The sequence below is a fragment of the Paenibacillus sp. FSL E2-0177 genome (assembly GCF_037992975.1).
GTDB classification, from domain to species: Bacteria; Bacillota; Bacilli; order Paenibacillales; family Paenibacillaceae; genus Paenibacillus_AQ; species Paenibacillus_AQ odorifer.
This window is the reverse complement of sequence record NZ_CP150307.1, coordinates 6,274,763-6,290,092: the sequence shown is the minus strand read 5'-3', so window position 1 is coordinate 6,290,092 and position 15,330 is coordinate 6,274,763. Positions and strand designations below refer to the sequence as shown.

Here is a 15,330-nt window from a genome sequence, read left to right as displayed (position 1 = left end):
CAAGCTGGAGCTTAAAAGTTCCATTTTATAAAGGACCGCACGCCCTCTTTTGATGTAACAGTCAGAAGAGGGCAAAGCGGTACTAAATCAGGATTAGGTTAAGGAGGGTTGCTCCTTGTTGGACGTTAACAATTTTGAATTTATGAAAATCGGACTCGCTTCTCCGGAGAAGATTCGTTCATGGTCCCGCGGAGAAGTTAAGAAACCGGAAACCATTAACTATCGTACATTGAAACCGGAAAAAGAGGGTCTTTTCTGTGAGCGTATCTTTGGACCACAAAAAGACTGGGAATGTCATTGCGGTAAATACAAACGTGTCCGTTATAAGGGCGTAGTCTGCGACCGTTGTGGCGTTGAGGTTACCCGTGCTAAAGTTCGTCGTGAACGTATGGGTCACATTGAATTGGCTGCTCCGGTATCTCATATCTGGTATTTCAAAGGTATCCCAAGCCGCATGGGGCTTGCACTAGATATGTCTCCAAGATCACTTGAAGAAATTATCTATTTCGCATCTTATGTTGTAACGGATCCAGGTGAAACTCCACTGGAAAAGAAACAACTTCTGTCCGAGAAAGAATATCGTAGCTACCGTGAAAAATACGGTTATGGTTTCCAAGCCGGCATGGGTGCTGAAGCTGTTAAAAAGCTTCTTCAAGATATCGACATTGATAAAGAGCTGGAATTCCTCAAAGAAGAACTGCGTACGGCCCAAGGCCAACGCCGTAACCGGGCGATCAAACGTCTGGAAGTCATTGAAGCATTCCGTAACTCCGGCAACAAGCCTGATTGGATGATCATGGATGTTCTTCCGGTTATTCCTCCGGAGCTTCGTCCGATGGTTCAGTTGGATGGTGGCCGTTTTGCTACGTCTGATTTGAATGATCTCTATCGCCGTGTTATTAACCGGAACAACCGTCTGAAAAGACTGCTTGATCTCGGTGCTCCTGACATTATCGTGCAGAACGAAAAACGGATGCTCCAGGAAGCTGTCGATGCTCTCATCGATAACGGCCGTCGGGGACGTCCGGTAACCGGTCCTGGTAACCGTCCGCTTAAATCGCTCAGCCATATGCTGAAAGGTAAACAAGGACGTTTCCGCCAGAACTTGCTCGGTAAACGGGTTGACTACTCTGGACGTTCCGTTATCGTAGTAGGACCGTACCTCAAGATGTATCAGTGCGGACTTCCTAAGAAAATGGCGTTAGAATTGTTCAAGCCTTTTGTTATGAAAGAATTGGTTAATAAGGGCCTTGCCCACAACATAAAGAGCGCGAAACGTAAAGTTGAACGCGTAAGTCCTGAAGTTTGGGATGTACTCGAAGAAGTAATTAGAGAACACCCAGTACTTCTAAACCGCGCACCAACACTTCACCGTCTCGGTATTCAAGCATTTGAACCGATTTTGGTGGAAGGTCACGCTATTCGTCTTCACCCACTCGTATGTACGGCGTACAATGCCGACTTTGACGGTGACCAAATGGCGGTGCACGTTCCTCTGTCTGCAGAAGCTCAAGCGGAAGCACGCATTCTTATGCTTGCATCTGGTAATATCTTGAACCCTAAAGACGGTAAGCCAGTTGTAACACCTTCCCAGGATATGGTCCTTGGTACTTTCTACTTGACCATGGATAACAAGGAAGAAAAGGGTAGTGGTATGATTCTGCGTACCGTTAACGAAGCTGTATCAGCTTACCAACGCGGAACTGCAGGACTTCATGCTCGTGTTGCTATTCCGGCTAAAGCACTTGGCAAAACATGCTTTACGGAAGAACAACAAAATGCAATGTTGATTACTACGGTCGGTAAGATCATTTTTAATGAAATCTACCCAAGTAGTTTCCCTTATATCAACGAAGCAACCAAAACTAACTTGCTGCACGGCACACCAGAGAAATACTTTATCTACGAAAAAGGCGCGAACATTCGCGAGCTGATTGAATCCGCTCCAGAAGCCAGTGCTGTAGGTAAAGAATATCTGGGTCTGATTATTGCTCGTTGTTTTGAAACTTATCACACAACCAAAACTTCTATGATTTTGGATAAAATCAAACAACTCGGATTCACTTACTCCACACGTTCTGGTGTTACAGTTGCCGTGTCGGACGTTATTGTTCCTGAGGAGAAAGTTACCATCCTGAAAGAATCTGAAGCTAAGGTTGATGTGGTTGCTAACCAATATCGCCGTGGTTTGATCACCAATGACGAACGGTATGACCGTGTTATTGAGATCTGGTCGAAGACTAAGGATGATCTTACGAACATCCTGCTTAAGTCGATGGACCGTTTCAACTCTATCATGCTCATGGTTGACTCTAAAGCGCGTGGTAACAAATCGCAGATCACTCAGCTGGGTGGTATGCGTGGTCTGATGGCAACACCTTCAGGTCGGATTTTCGAATTGCCAATCAAGGCGAACTTCCGTGAAGGTCTTACCGTCTTGGAGTACTTTATCTCCACTCACGGAGCGCGTAAAGGTCTTGCCGATACCGCACTTCGTACCGCTGACTCAGGGTATCTGACTCGTCGTCTTGTTGACGTTGCCCAGGACGTTATTGTCCGTGAAGAAGATTGTGGAACCGATAAAGGCTTCACAGTTAGTCGTATTCAGGATGGTAAAGAAGTTATCGAAGATCTGTATGACCGTATTGAAGGTCGTTACTGCTTCGAAACTGTTCGTCACCCAGAAACAGGCGAAATCATTGTTCACCGCAATGATTTGATTGACTCCGATAAAGCGGAGGCAATTGTAAACGCAGGTGTAACTAAGCTGCAAATTCGTTCTGTACTGAGCTGCCGTGCCCGTCATGGTGTTTGTAAGAAATGTTACGGACGTAACTTGGCAACTGGTAAACACGTTGAGATTGGTGAAGCAGTTGGTATTATTGCCGCACAATCTATCGGTGAACCAGGAACCCAGCTTACAATGCGTACGTTCCATACCGGCGGTGTTGCCGGTGATGACATCACTCAAGGTTTGCCGCGTATTCAGGAGTTGTTTGAAGCTCGTAACCCTAAAGGTCAAGCTACAATCAGTGAGATCGATGGCGTAATCAAGGAAATCCGTGAAACCAAAGACCGTCGCGAAATCGAGGTTCAAGGTGAAGCAGAATCCAAGACTTATTCCATTACTTATGGTTCACGTCTACGTGTTAGCGAAGGCCAAGAAATCGAAGCCGGCGATGAGCTGACAGACGGTTCGATTGACCCTAAAGAAATGCTGCGTATCAAAGGGATCCGTGGGGTACAAAACTACATTCTGCAAGAAGTACAGCGTGTATACCGTAACCAAGGCGTTGAGATCAATGATAAGCACATTGAAGTTATGATCAAGCAAATGCTTCGGAAGATCCGTATCATTGACGCAGGTGACACAAGTCTGTTGCCAGGTGCATTTGCGGATATTCATGAGTACGAAGGTGCTAACAAGGAAGCTATCTTGTCTGGTAAAGAGCCTGCTGTTGCTAAACCAGTCTTGCTCGGTATTACCAAGGCGTCTCTTGAAACGGATTCCTTCTTGTCAGCTGCATCATTCCAAGAAACTACTCGTGTCCTAACAGACGCTGCTATCAAAGGTAAAGTAGATAAGTTGCTTGGACTTAAAGAAAATGTTATTATCGGTAAGTTGATTCCTGCAGGTACTGGGATGAACCGTTACCGTAACGTTAAGCTAAGTGATCCAAATGCAGAAAGCGAACTTGAATCTTTAGAGACGGTTCCTGCTGAATAAATTAGCAATCATGGTAGTGTGCTCATGTCATACCTACTCATAGGTGTGGCATGAGTGTTCTGCTGTGTATAATTTCTATAAAAATTGTTGCTGAATTTCTTGACACCATCTATTGATAATGCTAAAATGTCTAAGGTGCGTGAGTAGCCATGTTATCCTTGTTCATTGGAGGTAAAGAGAATGACTGATGATAGAGGACTACAGGATGCTCAGGTCAAGATCGGTACCAAACAAACCGTCAAGGCGGTAGAGTTGGGCCTAGCCGCAGAAGTCTATGTGGCAGAGGACGGAGATCAAAGGCTTACTTCCAGGATAGTTTTGCTTTGTAACAAACAAGGTGTTAAGATCACATATGTGGATACGATGCTGAATTTGGGCAAGGCCTGCGGAATAGAAGTTGGCGCTGCGATGGCAGCCGTCTTAAAACAATAGCTACAGAAATGTTTTTGTACTGGGGTGAACACCAGCGGCAAGAACTTTTCATTTGTCTTTTTATGAACCGCCTGGGTCTGTGGGCTTAGAGTTCTTAAATCGACTATCATTTCAGGAAGGGGGTGGCAACAACATGCCAACAATTAACCAATTGGTTCGTAAAGGCCGTCAAGCCAAAATCGAAAAATCTAAATCTCCCGCTCTTCAAAAAGGGTATAACGCCCTCAAGCGTGAGGCTACAAATTTGAGCGCTCCGCAAAAACGCGGTGTGTGCACTCGTGTAGGCACAATGACTCCACGTAAACCAAACTCAGCGCTTCGTAAATATGCCCGTGTTCGTTTGACGAACCGTCTCGAGGTAACAGCTTATATCCCGGGTATCGGACATAACTTACAAGAGCACAGTGTTGTATTACTTCGCGGAGGTAAAGTAAAGGACCTTGCAGGGGTTCGTTACCATATCGTTCGTGGTGCTTTGGATACAGCAGGTGTAGCTAACCGGATGCAAGCTCGTTCTAAATACGGTGCAAAACGTCCTAAAGCTAAGAAGTAAGATAACAATATCTGAATAATAAACATTTAAGAAAGGGGGATATCCATGCCACGCAAAGGTCCAGTTACAAAGAGAGACGTATTGCCAGATCCGTTGTATAATAGCAAGTTGGTTACTCGTTTGATTAACCGCATTATGCTGGGTGGTAAAAGAGGTGTCGCTCAAAGCATTCTGTACAATTCATTCAAATTGATTGAAGAACGTACGGGTAAAGATCCGATGGAAGTTTTCGAAGCTGCCATCAAGAATATCATGCCGGTTTTGGAAGTCAAAGCTCGTCGTGTCGGTGGTGCTAACTATCAAGTACCTATCGAGGTTAAACCAGAGAGACGTACTGCTCTGGGATTACGTTGGCTCGTAAACTACTCTCGCAACCGCGGTGAGAAGACTATGGAAGAGCGTTTGGCGGCTGAGATCATCGACGCTTCCAACAACACAGGCGCTTCTGTTAAGAAACGTGAAGATACACACAAAATGGCTGAAGCAAACAAAGCGTTCGCTCACTACCGTTGGTAGGATAAAGGTCATTCAAATAACTTATATTTTGAAGGGAGATCCATTTCATGGCTAGAGAGTTCTCCTTAAAAAATACACGTAACATCGGGATCATGGCGCATATTGATGCTGGTAAAACAACTACCACAGAGCGGATTCTTTTCTATACAGGCCGTACGCACAAAATCGGTGAAGTTCACGAGGGTGCTGCTACAATGGACTGGATGGAGCAAGAACAAGAGCGCGGAATCACGATTACGTCCGCTGCTACGACTGCTGCGTGGAAAGGTCACCGCATCAATATCATTGATACCCCAGGACACGTTGACTTCACTGTTGAAGTTGAACGTTCCCTGCGTGTATTGGATGGGGCAGTTGGTGTATTTAGTGCAAAAGAGGGCGTTGAGCCTCAGTCTGAAACCGTATGGAGACAGGCTGACCGTTATAACGTTCCCCGGATTGCATATGTAAACAAAATGGACATTATCGGTGCGGATTTCCTTAACGTAATCGAAACTATGCGTGATCGCCTTCAAGCCAATGCAGTTGCTATTCAATTGCCAATTGGTGCAGAAAGTGATTTCACTGGTATTATCGACTTAGTTGAGCAAAAAGCACACATGTTCAGAGATGATCTGGGCCAAAACATCGAAGTAACGGATATTCCGGAAGAATATTTGGCCAAAGTTGAGGAGCTGCGTCTCGAGTTGATCGAGAAAGTTGCTGAACTTGATGAGGATCTGACTATGAAGTATTTGGAAGGCGAAGAAATTACAATTCCGGAAATTAAAGCTGCAATTCGCAAAGGCGTAGTTGAAGTTAAATTGTTCCCTGTAATTGCTGGATCTTCCTACCGAAACAAAGGGATTCAGCTTATGCTGGATGCTGTTGTTGATTACTTGCCATCTCCTCTTGACGTTCCAGCTATCACTGGACATCTTGATGACGGTACAGAAGCTGTTCGTCACTCTTCGGATGAAGAGCCGTTTGCAGCTTTGGCATTTAAAATCATGACAGACCCTTATGTTGGTAAACTTACGTTCTTCCGTGTTTACTCAGGCGTACTTGAGTCCGGATCATACGTAGTTAATGCAACTAAGAACAAGCGTGAACGTATTGGTCGTATCCTTCAAATGCATGCGAACAGCCGTCAAGAAATTTCCATCGTGTATTCTGGCGACATCGCAGCTGCTGTTGGTTTGAAAGATACCAGTACAGGTGATACACTGTGTGATGAGAAGAATCCAGTAATTCTGGAATCAATGAACTTCCCTGATCCAGTTATCGAGATCGCTGTTGAACCAAAAACTAAAGCTGACCAAGATAAAATGGGCGTTGCTCTCGGAAAGTTGACTGAAGAGGATCCAACTCTTCGTGCTCACACTGATGAAGAAACAGGCCAAACAATCCTGGCTGGTATGGGTGAACTTCACTTGGACATCATCATCGACCGTATGCGTCGTGAGTTCAAAGTAGAAACCAATGTGGGTAAACCACAGGTTGCTTACCGCGAAACGTTCAAGGCACCTGCTCGCGTCGAAGGTAAATTTGTACGCCAATCTGGTGGTCGTGGTCAATACGGTCACGTATGGGTTGAGTTTGAACCCCTCGAACCAGGTACTGGTAGCAAATTCGAAAGTAAAGTTGTTGGTGGCTCGGTTCCTAGAGAGTACATCGCTCCTGCACTTGCGGGTATTGAAGAACAAATGAAAAACGGCGTACTTGCTGGCTTCCCGCTAGTAGACGTTAAAGCTACCATCGTAGATGGTTCTTATCATGATGTCGATTCCAACGAAATGGCATTTAAAATTGCCGGTTCGATGGCACTCAAAGCAGCTAAAGACAAGTGTAAGCCTGTCCTGCTTGAGCCAATCATGAAAGTAGAAGTAACTGTTCCTGAGGAATATATGGGTGATGTAATGGGTATGCTGAACTCCCGCCGTGGCCGTATCGAAGGTATGGATTCCCGTGGTGGAGCGCAAATTATCCGTGCTAAGGTGCCTCTTTCCGAAATGTTCGGATACTCTACAACACTTCGTTCTGGTACCCAAGGACGTGGCGTATTCTCAATGGAGCTTTCTCACTATGAAGAAGTTCCTAAATCCATTGCGGAAGAGATCGCTGCAAAGAACAAAGGCGCTGAATAATTACCAGTTTTAACTTGCCGTCCCGGGTATAAACACTCAGTCATCTAAGATTACACGTATGCGGGCGGCTCAAATATAAGGAACCCCACATTAAGGAGGAACTGTTCAAATGGCAAAGGCAAAGTTTGAACGTAACAAACCGCACGTTAACATCGGTACTATTGGTCACGTCGACCATGGTAAAACGACTCTGACTGCTGCAATCACTACTGTATTGTCCAAAACTTACGGTGGCGCAGCTATCGCATTCGATCAAATCGACAAAGCTCCTGAAGAGCGCGAACGTGGTATCACAATCTCCACTTCCCACGTTGAATATGAAACTCCTAACCGTCACTACGCTCACGTAGACTGCCCTGGTCACGCCGACTATGTTAAAAACATGATCACCGGCGCAGCGCAAATGGACGGAGCTATCCTGGTTGTATCCGCAGCTGATGGCCCAATGCCACAAACTCGCGAGCACATCCTGTTGTCCCGTCAAGTAGGCGTTCCTTACATCGTTGTCTTCTTGAACAAATGCGACATGGTTGAAGACGAAGAGTTGTTGGAATTGGTTGAAATGGAAGTTCGCGACTTGCTTAGCGAGTATGACTTCCCAGGCGACGATACTCCAATCATCCGTGGTTCTGCTCGTGAAGCTCTGCAAAACCCAGATGGCGATTACGCTAAAAAAATCATCGAAATGTTTGAAACAATCGATGAGTACATTCCACTTCCTGAGCGTCAAACTGACAAGCCTTTCTTGATGCCTGTCGAAGACGTATTCTCCATCACTGGCCGCGGTACTGTGGCAACTGGTCGCGTAGAACGCGGAACAGTTAAAGTCGGAGAAGAAATCGAAATCGTTGGTATTCACGAAGATACTAAGAAATCCGTAGTTACGGGCGTAGAAATGTTCCGTAAATTGCTGGATTCCGCTCAAGCTGGGGACAACATCGGAGCATTGCTTCGTGGTGTTGACCGTAACATGATCGAGCGTGGTCAAGTATTGGCTAAGCCGAACTCCGTTAAACCACACACTGAGTTCACTGCTCAAATTTACGTTCTGACAAAAGAAGAAGGTGGCCGTCACAAGCCTTTCTTCACTGGATACCGTCCACAGTTCTACTTCCGTACAACTGACGTAACTGGTATCATCAACTTGCCAGAAGGTACTGAAATGGTTATGCCTGGTGATAACATCTCCGTAACCGTACAACTGATCTCCCCAATCGCTATTGAAGAAGGTACTAAATTCTCCATTCGCGAAGGTGGCCGTACAGTTGGTGCTGGTAGCGTAGCTTCTATCCAAAAATAATAATTCGACTTCTATCTGCGGGTAGATTCCGAATTACAAACACCCCTGATTCTTCTTGCGGAGAATCAGGGGCTTTTTTGTTTTTTCTGAGAATAATGTATTATTCGACACCAATTGATAATAAAGCATAACAATATGATCTTTTTCTACATAATTCGTCAAATTACAACAATCAATTGTTTACAATTATACTAATGATAGAGTAAAATGAAGGAGGAATAATAATGTAAAATAATAGGAATTGTGGGAGAGTGGTAATATGGGGAAATGTCCTTTTTCCTTCATGCATGCGTTAACTGCACGTAATAATAATGTGGATTCTCCTGCCTCTCATTCCTTAGACTTCAAGGATCAGAATCATTCTGTGGCAGAGTCTTTTCATAAGCTGGATGGACATGGTGAGCTTAACGAGCAGATGAGAATGATTGATCTAACTGAAGCAGATTTGAACTTACTACGCAGGGTGAAACCTGTTGTTGAGCAAAATATAGACTATATCATTGATCAATTTTACAATTCGGTATTAGGCGTAAATAAACTTGAAGCTATTATTTTAGAGCATAGCAGTATAGACAGGTTAAAAACTACTCTTCGTGGGCATATTCTAGAGATTTTTAATGGAAAGGTTGATGATGAGTACATAGCAAAGCGTCTATTGATCGCTAATATTCATAAAAAAGTAGGGCTTGAGCCCAAATGGTACTTATCTGCTTTTCAGAATCTTCAGAACGTATTTATACGCGTTATATATAATGAAACAAACGATGATAATACACGCCTTCGAGTGGTTCAGACCGTGACCAAACTCCTTAACCTTGAGCAGCAGCTGGTTCTAGAAGAATATGAGAAGGAGAACATAAAAGAGAAGGAAGAGCAATATCTATTGGTGAAAAATGAATTAAAACAAAAAATTTCAGAGTTTAGCGTTGAATTGATAGATTATAGCATCGATACTAATGCTGCTGTAAAGCAGCTAGTGGCAAGCAGCAATGAAGTAAGTAGAACATTCCAACGTACGGCTGCATCCGCCCTGGAGTCACAGGGATTAGCTACAGATGGGCATGAACACTTGGGTGATTTGACTGAGCAAATTAATCTTATATATCAGACCACCAGTGAGATGGAAGACTCGATCATTGAGTTAAGCGATTCCTCTAAGCAAATTCAAAAAATTGTGAACTCAGTAAGGGAAATTGCCGATCAGACTAAAATCCTCTCACTTAATGCAACGATTGAAGCCGCTAGAGCCGGTGAGCATGGTAGAGGTTTTAGTGTGGTTGCTCAAGAAGTTAGCCGACTTGCAGAGGATACTAAGAGTACTGTAATTCAGATCGTAGAGCTAACAAATAAATCAGGTCTACTCACTCAGCAGGTTGTAGAAGAGATTCGTAAGGTGCAGGAGTTAACTAAGAATGGGAAGCACCAATCGGTCGAGACTAGTCTTTTGTTCTCTGATATTGTAGACGCTATGCGTAGCAGTACACAGGAGATTGTAATAGTGGAAGAAGAAATAAGAACCTTAATCCAAACCATTGAGGGGATCGGAACAGCAACGGCTCAGACTGCTTCCTCCGCAGAGTTTTTTAAGTCTGCCACAGAGAATCTTTAACATATATATAGTAGAAGAACAGCGCATGAAAAAAATATGCGTTGTTTTTCTATTTTCGCTTGCAATACTGCTGCCTATTATATATAATAATAAATGTTGTTCTGAGACGTTGCGATGATGTGAGAGGTTACTGACACACCCGGCCCCTTTGCCATGGGGACGAGGTCAGAAAATTTTCACGGAGTATGTCCGATACCAAATTGGGCGATAGAAGGAGGGACTAAAATGGCAAAGCAAAAAATTCGTATTCGCTTGAAAGCATACGACCACAGAATTCTTGATCAATCCGCTGAGAAGATTGTTGAAACAGCAAAACGTTCGGGTGCAGGTGTGTCCGGGCCGATTCCGTTACCAACTGAGAAGCAAATCATTACTATTCTCCGTGCGGTACACAAGTACAAGGATTCCCGTGAACAGTTTGAACAACGGACTCACAAACGTTTGATCGATATTGTGAACCCAACACCACAAACTGTGGATGCCTTGATGCGCTTGGATCTACCGTCCGGTGTAGATATCGAAATCAAATTGTAATTCTATTTTAAGTAACTTAGGAAAAGAAAAGAGGTGTCAACATTGAAAGGTATCTTAGGAAAAAAACTCGGTATGACTCAAGTGTTTACTCCAGAAGGTAACGTAATTCCTGTTACTGTTATCGAAGCAGGACCTTGTGTAGTACTGCAAAAGAAAGACCTGAATATCGACGGATATGAAGCAGTGCAATTGGGCTTTTCTGATAAAAAAGAAAAACGCTCCAATAAGCCTGAACAGGGTCACGCCAAAAAGGCAAATGCAACACCTAAGCGCTACGTTCGTGAAATTCGCGGTGTTGATCTCGGGTCTCTCGAGGTTGGACAAGAGCTGAAGGCTGATATCTTTGCTGAGGGCGAATTTGTTGACGTAACTGGTACATCTAAAGGTAAAGGTTTCCAAGGTAACATCAAACGTTGGGGACAAAGCCGCGGACCAATGGCACACGGATCGCGTTACCACAGAAGACCGGGTTCCATGGGTTCTATCCAAGCTAACCGTGTTCCTAAGGGCAAACGCCTTCCAGGACATATGGGTCACACGACTATTACGGTTCAAAAGCTTGAAATTATCAAGGTTGATGTTGAACGTAACGTATTGCTGGTTAAAGGCGCTATCCCAGGTCCTAAAAACAGCTTCGTGAAAGTTAAACAAACCGTTAAGAAATAATTATTGAAGAAAGGAGGAACATGAAATGCCAAAAGTAACACTTTTTAATATTAGTGGCAACGAAGTTGGTGAAGTGGAACTGAGCGATACAGTATTCGGTATTGAACCGAATGAGCACGTTCTACATGAAGCTGCGCTTATGCAAAGAGCTTCCCTACGTCGTGGTACACACAAAGTAAAAGGACGTTCTGAAGTTCGTGGCGGTGGACGTAAACCTTGGAAACAAAAAGGTACAGGTCGCGCTCGTCAAGGCTCCATTCGTTCTCCACAATGGAAAGGCGGCGGCGTTGTCTTCGGACCAACACCACGTAGCTATTCCTGGAAACTGCCTAAGAAGGTTCGTCGTTTGGCGATCAAATCGGCTTTGTCCTCGAAAGTACTCGAGAATGACATTATCGTATTGGATAGCTTGACAATGAATGCTCCGAAGACGAAAGAATTCGCAGCAATCTTGAACAACCTGAAAGTAGATCGTAAAGCGTTGATCGTAGCTACTAGCTATGATGATAACGTAGCACTTTCCGCTCGTAACATCCCTGGGGTGAAATTCGTAGCGGCTGACGGCATTAATGTTCTTGACGTACTGACGTACGACAAACTGATCATCACTAAAGAAGCAGTTCTGAAGGTAGAGGAGGTGTTCGCGTAATGAAAGATCCTCGTGATATTATCAAACGTCCGGTGATTACGGAACGTACTTCCGACTACATGAGCGAAATGAAATACGCTTTTGAAGTGGATATCCGTGCTAACAAAACCGAAATCAAAAAAGCTGTCGAGGCTATTTTCAAAGTAAAAGTAACTAATGTGAACACAATGCGCGTACCTGGCAAACTGAAACGTTATGGTAAATATTCTGGTTACACTCCAGAGTGGAAAAAAGCCATCGTTAAGCTTAGCCCGGACAGCAAACCGCTTGAATTTTTTGAAGCGGTAGAATAATACTCTGTTGAAGTAAGGAGGGAACTACAGTGCCAATCAAAAAGTACAAACCGACCTCTCCGGCAAGACGCGCTATGTCCGTGTCTACGTTTGAAGAAATTACAACAAACCAGCCAGAGAAATCGTTGCTTTCTCCGCTGTTCAAACATGCGGGACGCAACAACCAAGGTAAAATTACGGTTCGTCACCATGGCGGCGGACATAAACGTAAATACCGTATTATCGACTTCAAGCGGACTAAAGACGGCATACCAGGTAGCGTTGCTACAATCGAGTATGACCCGAACCGCACATCTAATATTGCTTTGATCCACTATGCTGATGGAGAGAAACGTTATATCATCGCTCCTAAAGGTCTAAGAGTTGGGGATAAAGTAGAGTCCGGTCCTGCGGCTGACATCAAAATTGGTAACAGTCTTCCACTGGAGAACATTCCAGTAGGTACAGTTATCCACAACATTGAGTTGAAACCAGGTAAAGGCGGACAATTGGTTCGTGCAGCTGGTACAGAAGCTCAATTGCTTGGTAAAGAAGAAAAATACTGTTCCGTTCGTTTGTCATCCGGTGAGGTTCGTAAGATCCTTAGCGTATGCCGTGCAACTATCGGTTCCGTAGGTAACGAAGATCACGAATTGATCAAAATCGGTAAAGCTGGACGTAGTCGCTGGCTCGGCCGTCGTCCTGAAGTTCGCGGGGTAGTAATGAACCCTAACGATCACCCACACGGTGGTGGTGAAGGTCGCGCTCCAATCGGACGTAAATCGCCAATGTCTCCATGGGGCAAACCAACCCTTGGTTACAAAACGCGTAAGAAAAACAAGGCATCTGATAAATATATCGTTCGCCGCCGCACTAAATAAGACGCTTCTGGCAAGTTAATAAAGCGCGAAGCGTCGATTCGCGGTTTGAAGAACCGGATGAAGGGAGGATTCACACATGGGTCGCAGTTTAAAGAAGGGGCCGTTTATCGATGGCTACCTGCTTAAAAAAGTTGAGGAACTGAACGAGGCTGAGAAAAAGGTTGTAGTTAAAACTTGGTCCCGTCGCTCAACCATTTTCCCTCAGTTTATCGGACATACGTTTGGTGTATATGACGGCCGTAAACACGTGCCTGTATACGTAACAGAAGATATGGTAGGTCACAAGTTGGGCGAGTTCGCGCCAACACGTACTTACAAAGGCCACGCGGGTGACGATAAGAAAACAAGAAGATAATAATAAGGTCTCTGTTTGAAAGGAGGTTAAACAATGGAAGCAAAAGCACATGCAAGATCGGTGCGAATTTCCGCTCGTAAAGCGAAACTGGTTGTTGACTTGATTCGCGGTAAGCAAGTGGGGGAAGCAATTGCTATTCTTCGCCACACTCCGAAATCCGCTTCTCCGGTCGTTGAAAAGTTGCTTAATTCGGCAATTGCGAATGCTGAGCATAACTATTCTTTGGACGTGAACAGTTTGTTCGTTAGCGAGGTTTTCGTTAACCAAGGACCTACTATGAAACGTTTCCGTCCGCGCGCCATGGGCCGCGCAAGTCGGATCAATAAACGCACGAGCCACATTACACTGGTGGTATCTGAGAAATAAGGAGGGATAACACGTGGGTCAAAAGGTAAATCCAATCGGACTCCGAATCGGTATTATTCGCGATTGGGAATCTAAATGGTATGCAGGAAAAGATTTCGGTACTCTTCTGATGGAAGACGTCAAAATCCGGGAATACCTTAAAGGCAAATTGAAGGATTCCGCTGTTTCCCATATCGAGATCGAAAGAGCGGCTAGCCGCGTGAACGTTACAATTCATACAGCTAAACCAGGTATGGTTATTGGTAAAGGCGGAGCAGAAGTAGAAGTACTTCGCAGCGCAGTTACAGCAATCGCTGGTGGCAAAAAAGTACACATCAACATCAATGAAATCAAGCACCCTGAATTGGATGCAATTCTTGTAGCTGAGAGCATTGCTCAACAATTGGAACGTCGTGTATCGTTCCGTCGTGCCCTCAAACAAGCGATTCAAAGAACTATGCGTTCTGGCGCAAAAGGGATTAAAACTCAAGTGGGCGGACGTCTTGGCGGAGCTGAGATTGCTCGTTCAGAAGGTTATAGCGAAGGAACAGTTCCACTTCATACGCTTCGTGCCGATATCGATTACGGAACGGCTGAAGCACATACAACTTACGGTCTTATCGGCGTAAAAGTATGGATCTACCGTGGAGAAGTTCTTCCCCCAGCTAAGAAACAAGCTGCTCAGGAAGGAGGCAACTAATCATGTTGGTACCAAAACGCGTAAAACACCGCAAGCAACAACGCGGACACATGAAGGGTATGGCAAAAGGCGGTACTGAATTGAACTTCGGCGAATTCGGCCTGGTTGCACTTGAACCGTCTTGGATCACTAACCGTCAGATCGAAGCTGCTCGTATCGCGATGACACGTTATATCAAACGTGGCGGTCAAGTTTGGATCAAGATTTTCCCAGATAAACCTATTACTCAAAAGCCTCTCGAGGTTCGTATGGGTAGTGGTAAAGGTAACGTTGAGAAATGGGTAGCCGTAGTTAAACCGGGCAAGATTATGTTCGAACTCGGAGGCGTGTCGGAAGAAATCGCTCGTGAAGCGATGCGTCTTGCCGCTCACAAGCTGCCTGTAAAGACTAAGTTTGTGAAACGTGAAGAATTGGGTGGTGAAGCAAATGAAAGCTAATGAACTTCGCAACTTAACCACTGCTGAGATTGAACAAAAGATCGCTGGATTCAAAGAGGAACTTTTTAATCTCCGTTTTCAATTGGCAACTGGCCAATTGGACAACCCAACTCGGATTCGTGACGTGCGTAAGGAAATAGCTCGTGCTAAAACCGTGATCCATCAAAGAGTGCTTGGGATTAGTTAAGTGAGACGGATCGCAGATCCGTATTCAGGAAGGAGGCTAAC

17 protein-coding genes are annotated in these 15,330 nt (G+C 44.7%); all 17 read left to right on the top strand.

What is annotated here, in order from left to right; translation table 11 throughout:
- Nucleotides 1-115: 115 nt before the first annotated feature.
- The 17 genes from rpoC (at nucleotide 116) to rpmC (ending at nucleotide 15,289) form a co-directional block, all read left to right on the top strand.
- Nucleotides 116-3,727, top strand: coding sequence for a DNA-directed RNA polymerase subunit beta' (gene rpoC, locus MHI25_RS28120; RefSeq protein ID WP_076130019.1), 3,612 nt, complete (start codon nucleotides 116-118; stop codon nucleotides 3,725-3,727).
- Between the two features lie 180 nt (nucleotides 3,728-3,907).
- Nucleotides 3,908-4,159: a ribosomal L7Ae/L30e/S12e/Gadd45 family protein gene (locus tag MHI25_RS28115; RefSeq protein ID WP_038573459.1), complete on the top strand. Its 252-nt coding sequence runs from the start codon at nucleotides 3,908-3,910 to the stop codon at nucleotides 4,157-4,159.
- A 133-nt stretch (nucleotides 4,160-4,292) separates the two neighbouring features.
- Nucleotides 4,293-4,712: a 30S ribosomal protein S12 gene (rpsL, locus tag MHI25_RS28110; protein WP_036680518.1), complete on the top strand. Its 420-nt coding sequence runs from the start codon at nucleotides 4,293-4,295 to the stop codon at nucleotides 4,710-4,712.
- Nucleotides 4,713-4,757: 45 nt separating this feature from the next.
- Nucleotides 4,758-5,228, top strand: coding sequence for a 30S ribosomal protein S7 (gene rpsG / locus MHI25_RS28105; RefSeq protein WP_036680520.1), 471 nt, complete (start codon nucleotides 4,758-4,760; stop codon nucleotides 5,226-5,228).
- Between the two features lie 47 nt (nucleotides 5,229-5,275).
- On the top strand, nucleotides 5,276-7,354 hold the full coding sequence (gene fusA / locus MHI25_RS28100) for an elongation factor G (RefSeq protein ID WP_036680521.1): 2,079 nt from the start codon (nucleotides 5,276-5,278) through the stop codon (nucleotides 7,352-7,354).
- Nucleotides 7,355-7,463: 109 nt separating this feature from the next.
- On the top strand, nucleotides 7,464-8,654 hold the full coding sequence (gene tuf, locus MHI25_RS28095; protein ID WP_036680523.1) for an elongation factor Tu: 1,191 nt from the start codon (nucleotides 7,464-7,466) through the stop codon (nucleotides 8,652-8,654).
- Nucleotides 8,655-8,913: 259 nt separating this feature from the next.
- The gene (locus MHI25_RS28090) at nucleotides 8,914-10,263 is read left to right on the top strand and encodes a globin-coupled sensor protein (RefSeq protein ID WP_076280122.1); all 1,350 of its coding nucleotides are present in this window, start codon (nucleotides 8,914-8,916) and stop codon (nucleotides 10,261-10,263) included.
- 225 nt (nucleotides 10,264-10,488) lie between these two features.
- Complete coding sequence (gene rpsJ / locus MHI25_RS28085; protein WP_017692074.1) at nucleotides 10,489-10,797, top strand: 30S ribosomal protein S10; 309 nt, start codon at nucleotides 10,489-10,491, stop codon at nucleotides 10,795-10,797.
- 42 nt (nucleotides 10,798-10,839) lie between these two features.
- Nucleotides 10,840-11,463, top strand: a complete 624-nt coding sequence (gene rplC / locus MHI25_RS28080; protein WP_036680532.1) for a 50S ribosomal protein L3 — start codon at nucleotides 10,840-10,842, stop codon at nucleotides 11,461-11,463.
- Nucleotides 11,464-11,488: 25 nt separating this feature from the next.
- Nucleotides 11,489-12,112, top strand: a complete 624-nt coding sequence (gene rplD / locus MHI25_RS28075) for a 50S ribosomal protein L4 (RefSeq protein WP_036680536.1) — start codon at nucleotides 11,489-11,491, stop codon at nucleotides 12,110-12,112.
- Nucleotides 12,112-12,405, top strand: a complete 294-nt coding sequence (gene rplW, locus MHI25_RS28070) for a 50S ribosomal protein L23 (protein WP_036680537.1) — start codon at nucleotides 12,112-12,114, stop codon at nucleotides 12,403-12,405. The genes rplD and rplW overlap by 1 nt, the downstream gene beginning before the upstream one ends.
- A 29-nt stretch (nucleotides 12,406-12,434) precedes the next feature.
- Nucleotides 12,435-13,265 carry a 50S ribosomal protein L2 gene (gene rplB / locus MHI25_RS28065; protein WP_036680541.1) on the top strand — a complete coding sequence of 277 codons (831 nt, stop codon included), beginning with the start codon at nucleotides 12,435-12,437 and terminating at the stop codon, nucleotides 13,263-13,265.
- A 76-nt stretch (nucleotides 13,266-13,341) separates the two neighbouring features.
- Nucleotides 13,342-13,620, top strand: coding sequence for a 30S ribosomal protein S19 (gene rpsS / locus MHI25_RS28060; RefSeq protein ID WP_036652940.1), 279 nt, complete (start codon nucleotides 13,342-13,344; stop codon nucleotides 13,618-13,620).
- Between the two features lie 33 nt (nucleotides 13,621-13,653).
- A complete protein-coding gene (gene rplV / locus MHI25_RS28055; RefSeq protein ID WP_036680546.1) occupies nucleotides 13,654-13,986 on the top strand; it encodes a 50S ribosomal protein L22 in 333 nt (110 codons plus the stop codon).
- 13 nt (nucleotides 13,987-13,999) lie between these two features.
- Nucleotides 14,000-14,665 (top strand): 30S ribosomal protein S3, encoded by a 666-nt coding sequence (rpsC, locus tag MHI25_RS28050; protein ID WP_038573452.1) that lies wholly within the window; start codon nucleotides 14,000-14,002, stop codon nucleotides 14,663-14,665.
- A 2-nt stretch (nucleotides 14,666-14,667) separates the two neighbouring features.
- Nucleotides 14,668-15,102, top strand: a complete 435-nt coding sequence (rplP, locus tag MHI25_RS28045; RefSeq protein ID WP_036680552.1) for a 50S ribosomal protein L16 — start codon at nucleotides 14,668-14,670, stop codon at nucleotides 15,100-15,102.
- Nucleotides 15,092-15,289, top strand: a complete 198-nt coding sequence (rpmC, locus tag MHI25_RS28040) for a 50S ribosomal protein L29 (RefSeq protein ID WP_019908232.1) — start codon at nucleotides 15,092-15,094, stop codon at nucleotides 15,287-15,289. The genes rplP and rpmC overlap by 11 nt, the downstream gene beginning before the upstream one ends.
- The last annotated feature ends 41 nt before the right edge of the window (nucleotides 15,290-15,330 follow it).

Bases quoted from the DNA above. Each gene is read 5' to 3' on its own strand.
- MHI25_RS28115 (WP_038573459.1), top strand. From the start codon at position 3,908: ATGACTGATGATAGAGGACTACAGGATGCTCAGGTCAAGATCGGTACC.
- rpsL (WP_036680518.1), top strand. From the start codon at position 4,293: ATGCCAACAATTAACCAATTGGTTCGTAAAGGCCGTCAAGCCAAAATC.
- rpsG (WP_036680520.1), top strand. From the start codon at position 4,758: ATGCCACGCAAAGGTCCAGTTACAAAGAGAGACGTATTGCCAGATCCG.
- fusA (WP_036680521.1), top strand. From the start codon at position 5,276: ATGGCTAGAGAGTTCTCCTTAAAAAATACACGTAACATCGGGATCATG.
- tuf (WP_036680523.1), top strand. From the start codon at position 7,464: ATGGCAAAGGCAAAGTTTGAACGTAACAAACCGCACGTTAACATCGGT.
- MHI25_RS28090 (WP_076280122.1), top strand. From the start codon at position 8,914: ATGGGGAAATGTCCTTTTTCCTTCATGCATGCGTTAACTGCACGTAAT.
- rpsJ (WP_017692074.1), top strand. From the start codon at position 10,489: ATGGCAAAGCAAAAAATTCGTATTCGCTTGAAAGCATACGACCACAGA.
- rplD (WP_036680536.1), top strand. From the start codon at position 11,489: ATGCCAAAAGTAACACTTTTTAATATTAGTGGCAACGAAGTTGGTGAA.
- rplW (WP_036680537.1), top strand. From the start codon at position 12,112: ATGAAAGATCCTCGTGATATTATCAAACGTCCGGTGATTACGGAACGT.
- rpsS (WP_036652940.1), top strand. From the start codon at position 13,342: ATGGGTCGCAGTTTAAAGAAGGGGCCGTTTATCGATGGCTACCTGCTT.
- rplV (WP_036680546.1), top strand. From the start codon at position 13,654: ATGGAAGCAAAAGCACATGCAAGATCGGTGCGAATTTCCGCTCGTAAA.
- rplP (WP_036680552.1), top strand. From the start codon at position 14,668: ATGTTGGTACCAAAACGCGTAAAACACCGCAAGCAACAACGCGGACAC.
- rpmC (WP_019908232.1), top strand. From the start codon at position 15,092: ATGAAAGCTAATGAACTTCGCAACTTAACCACTGCTGAGATTGAACAA.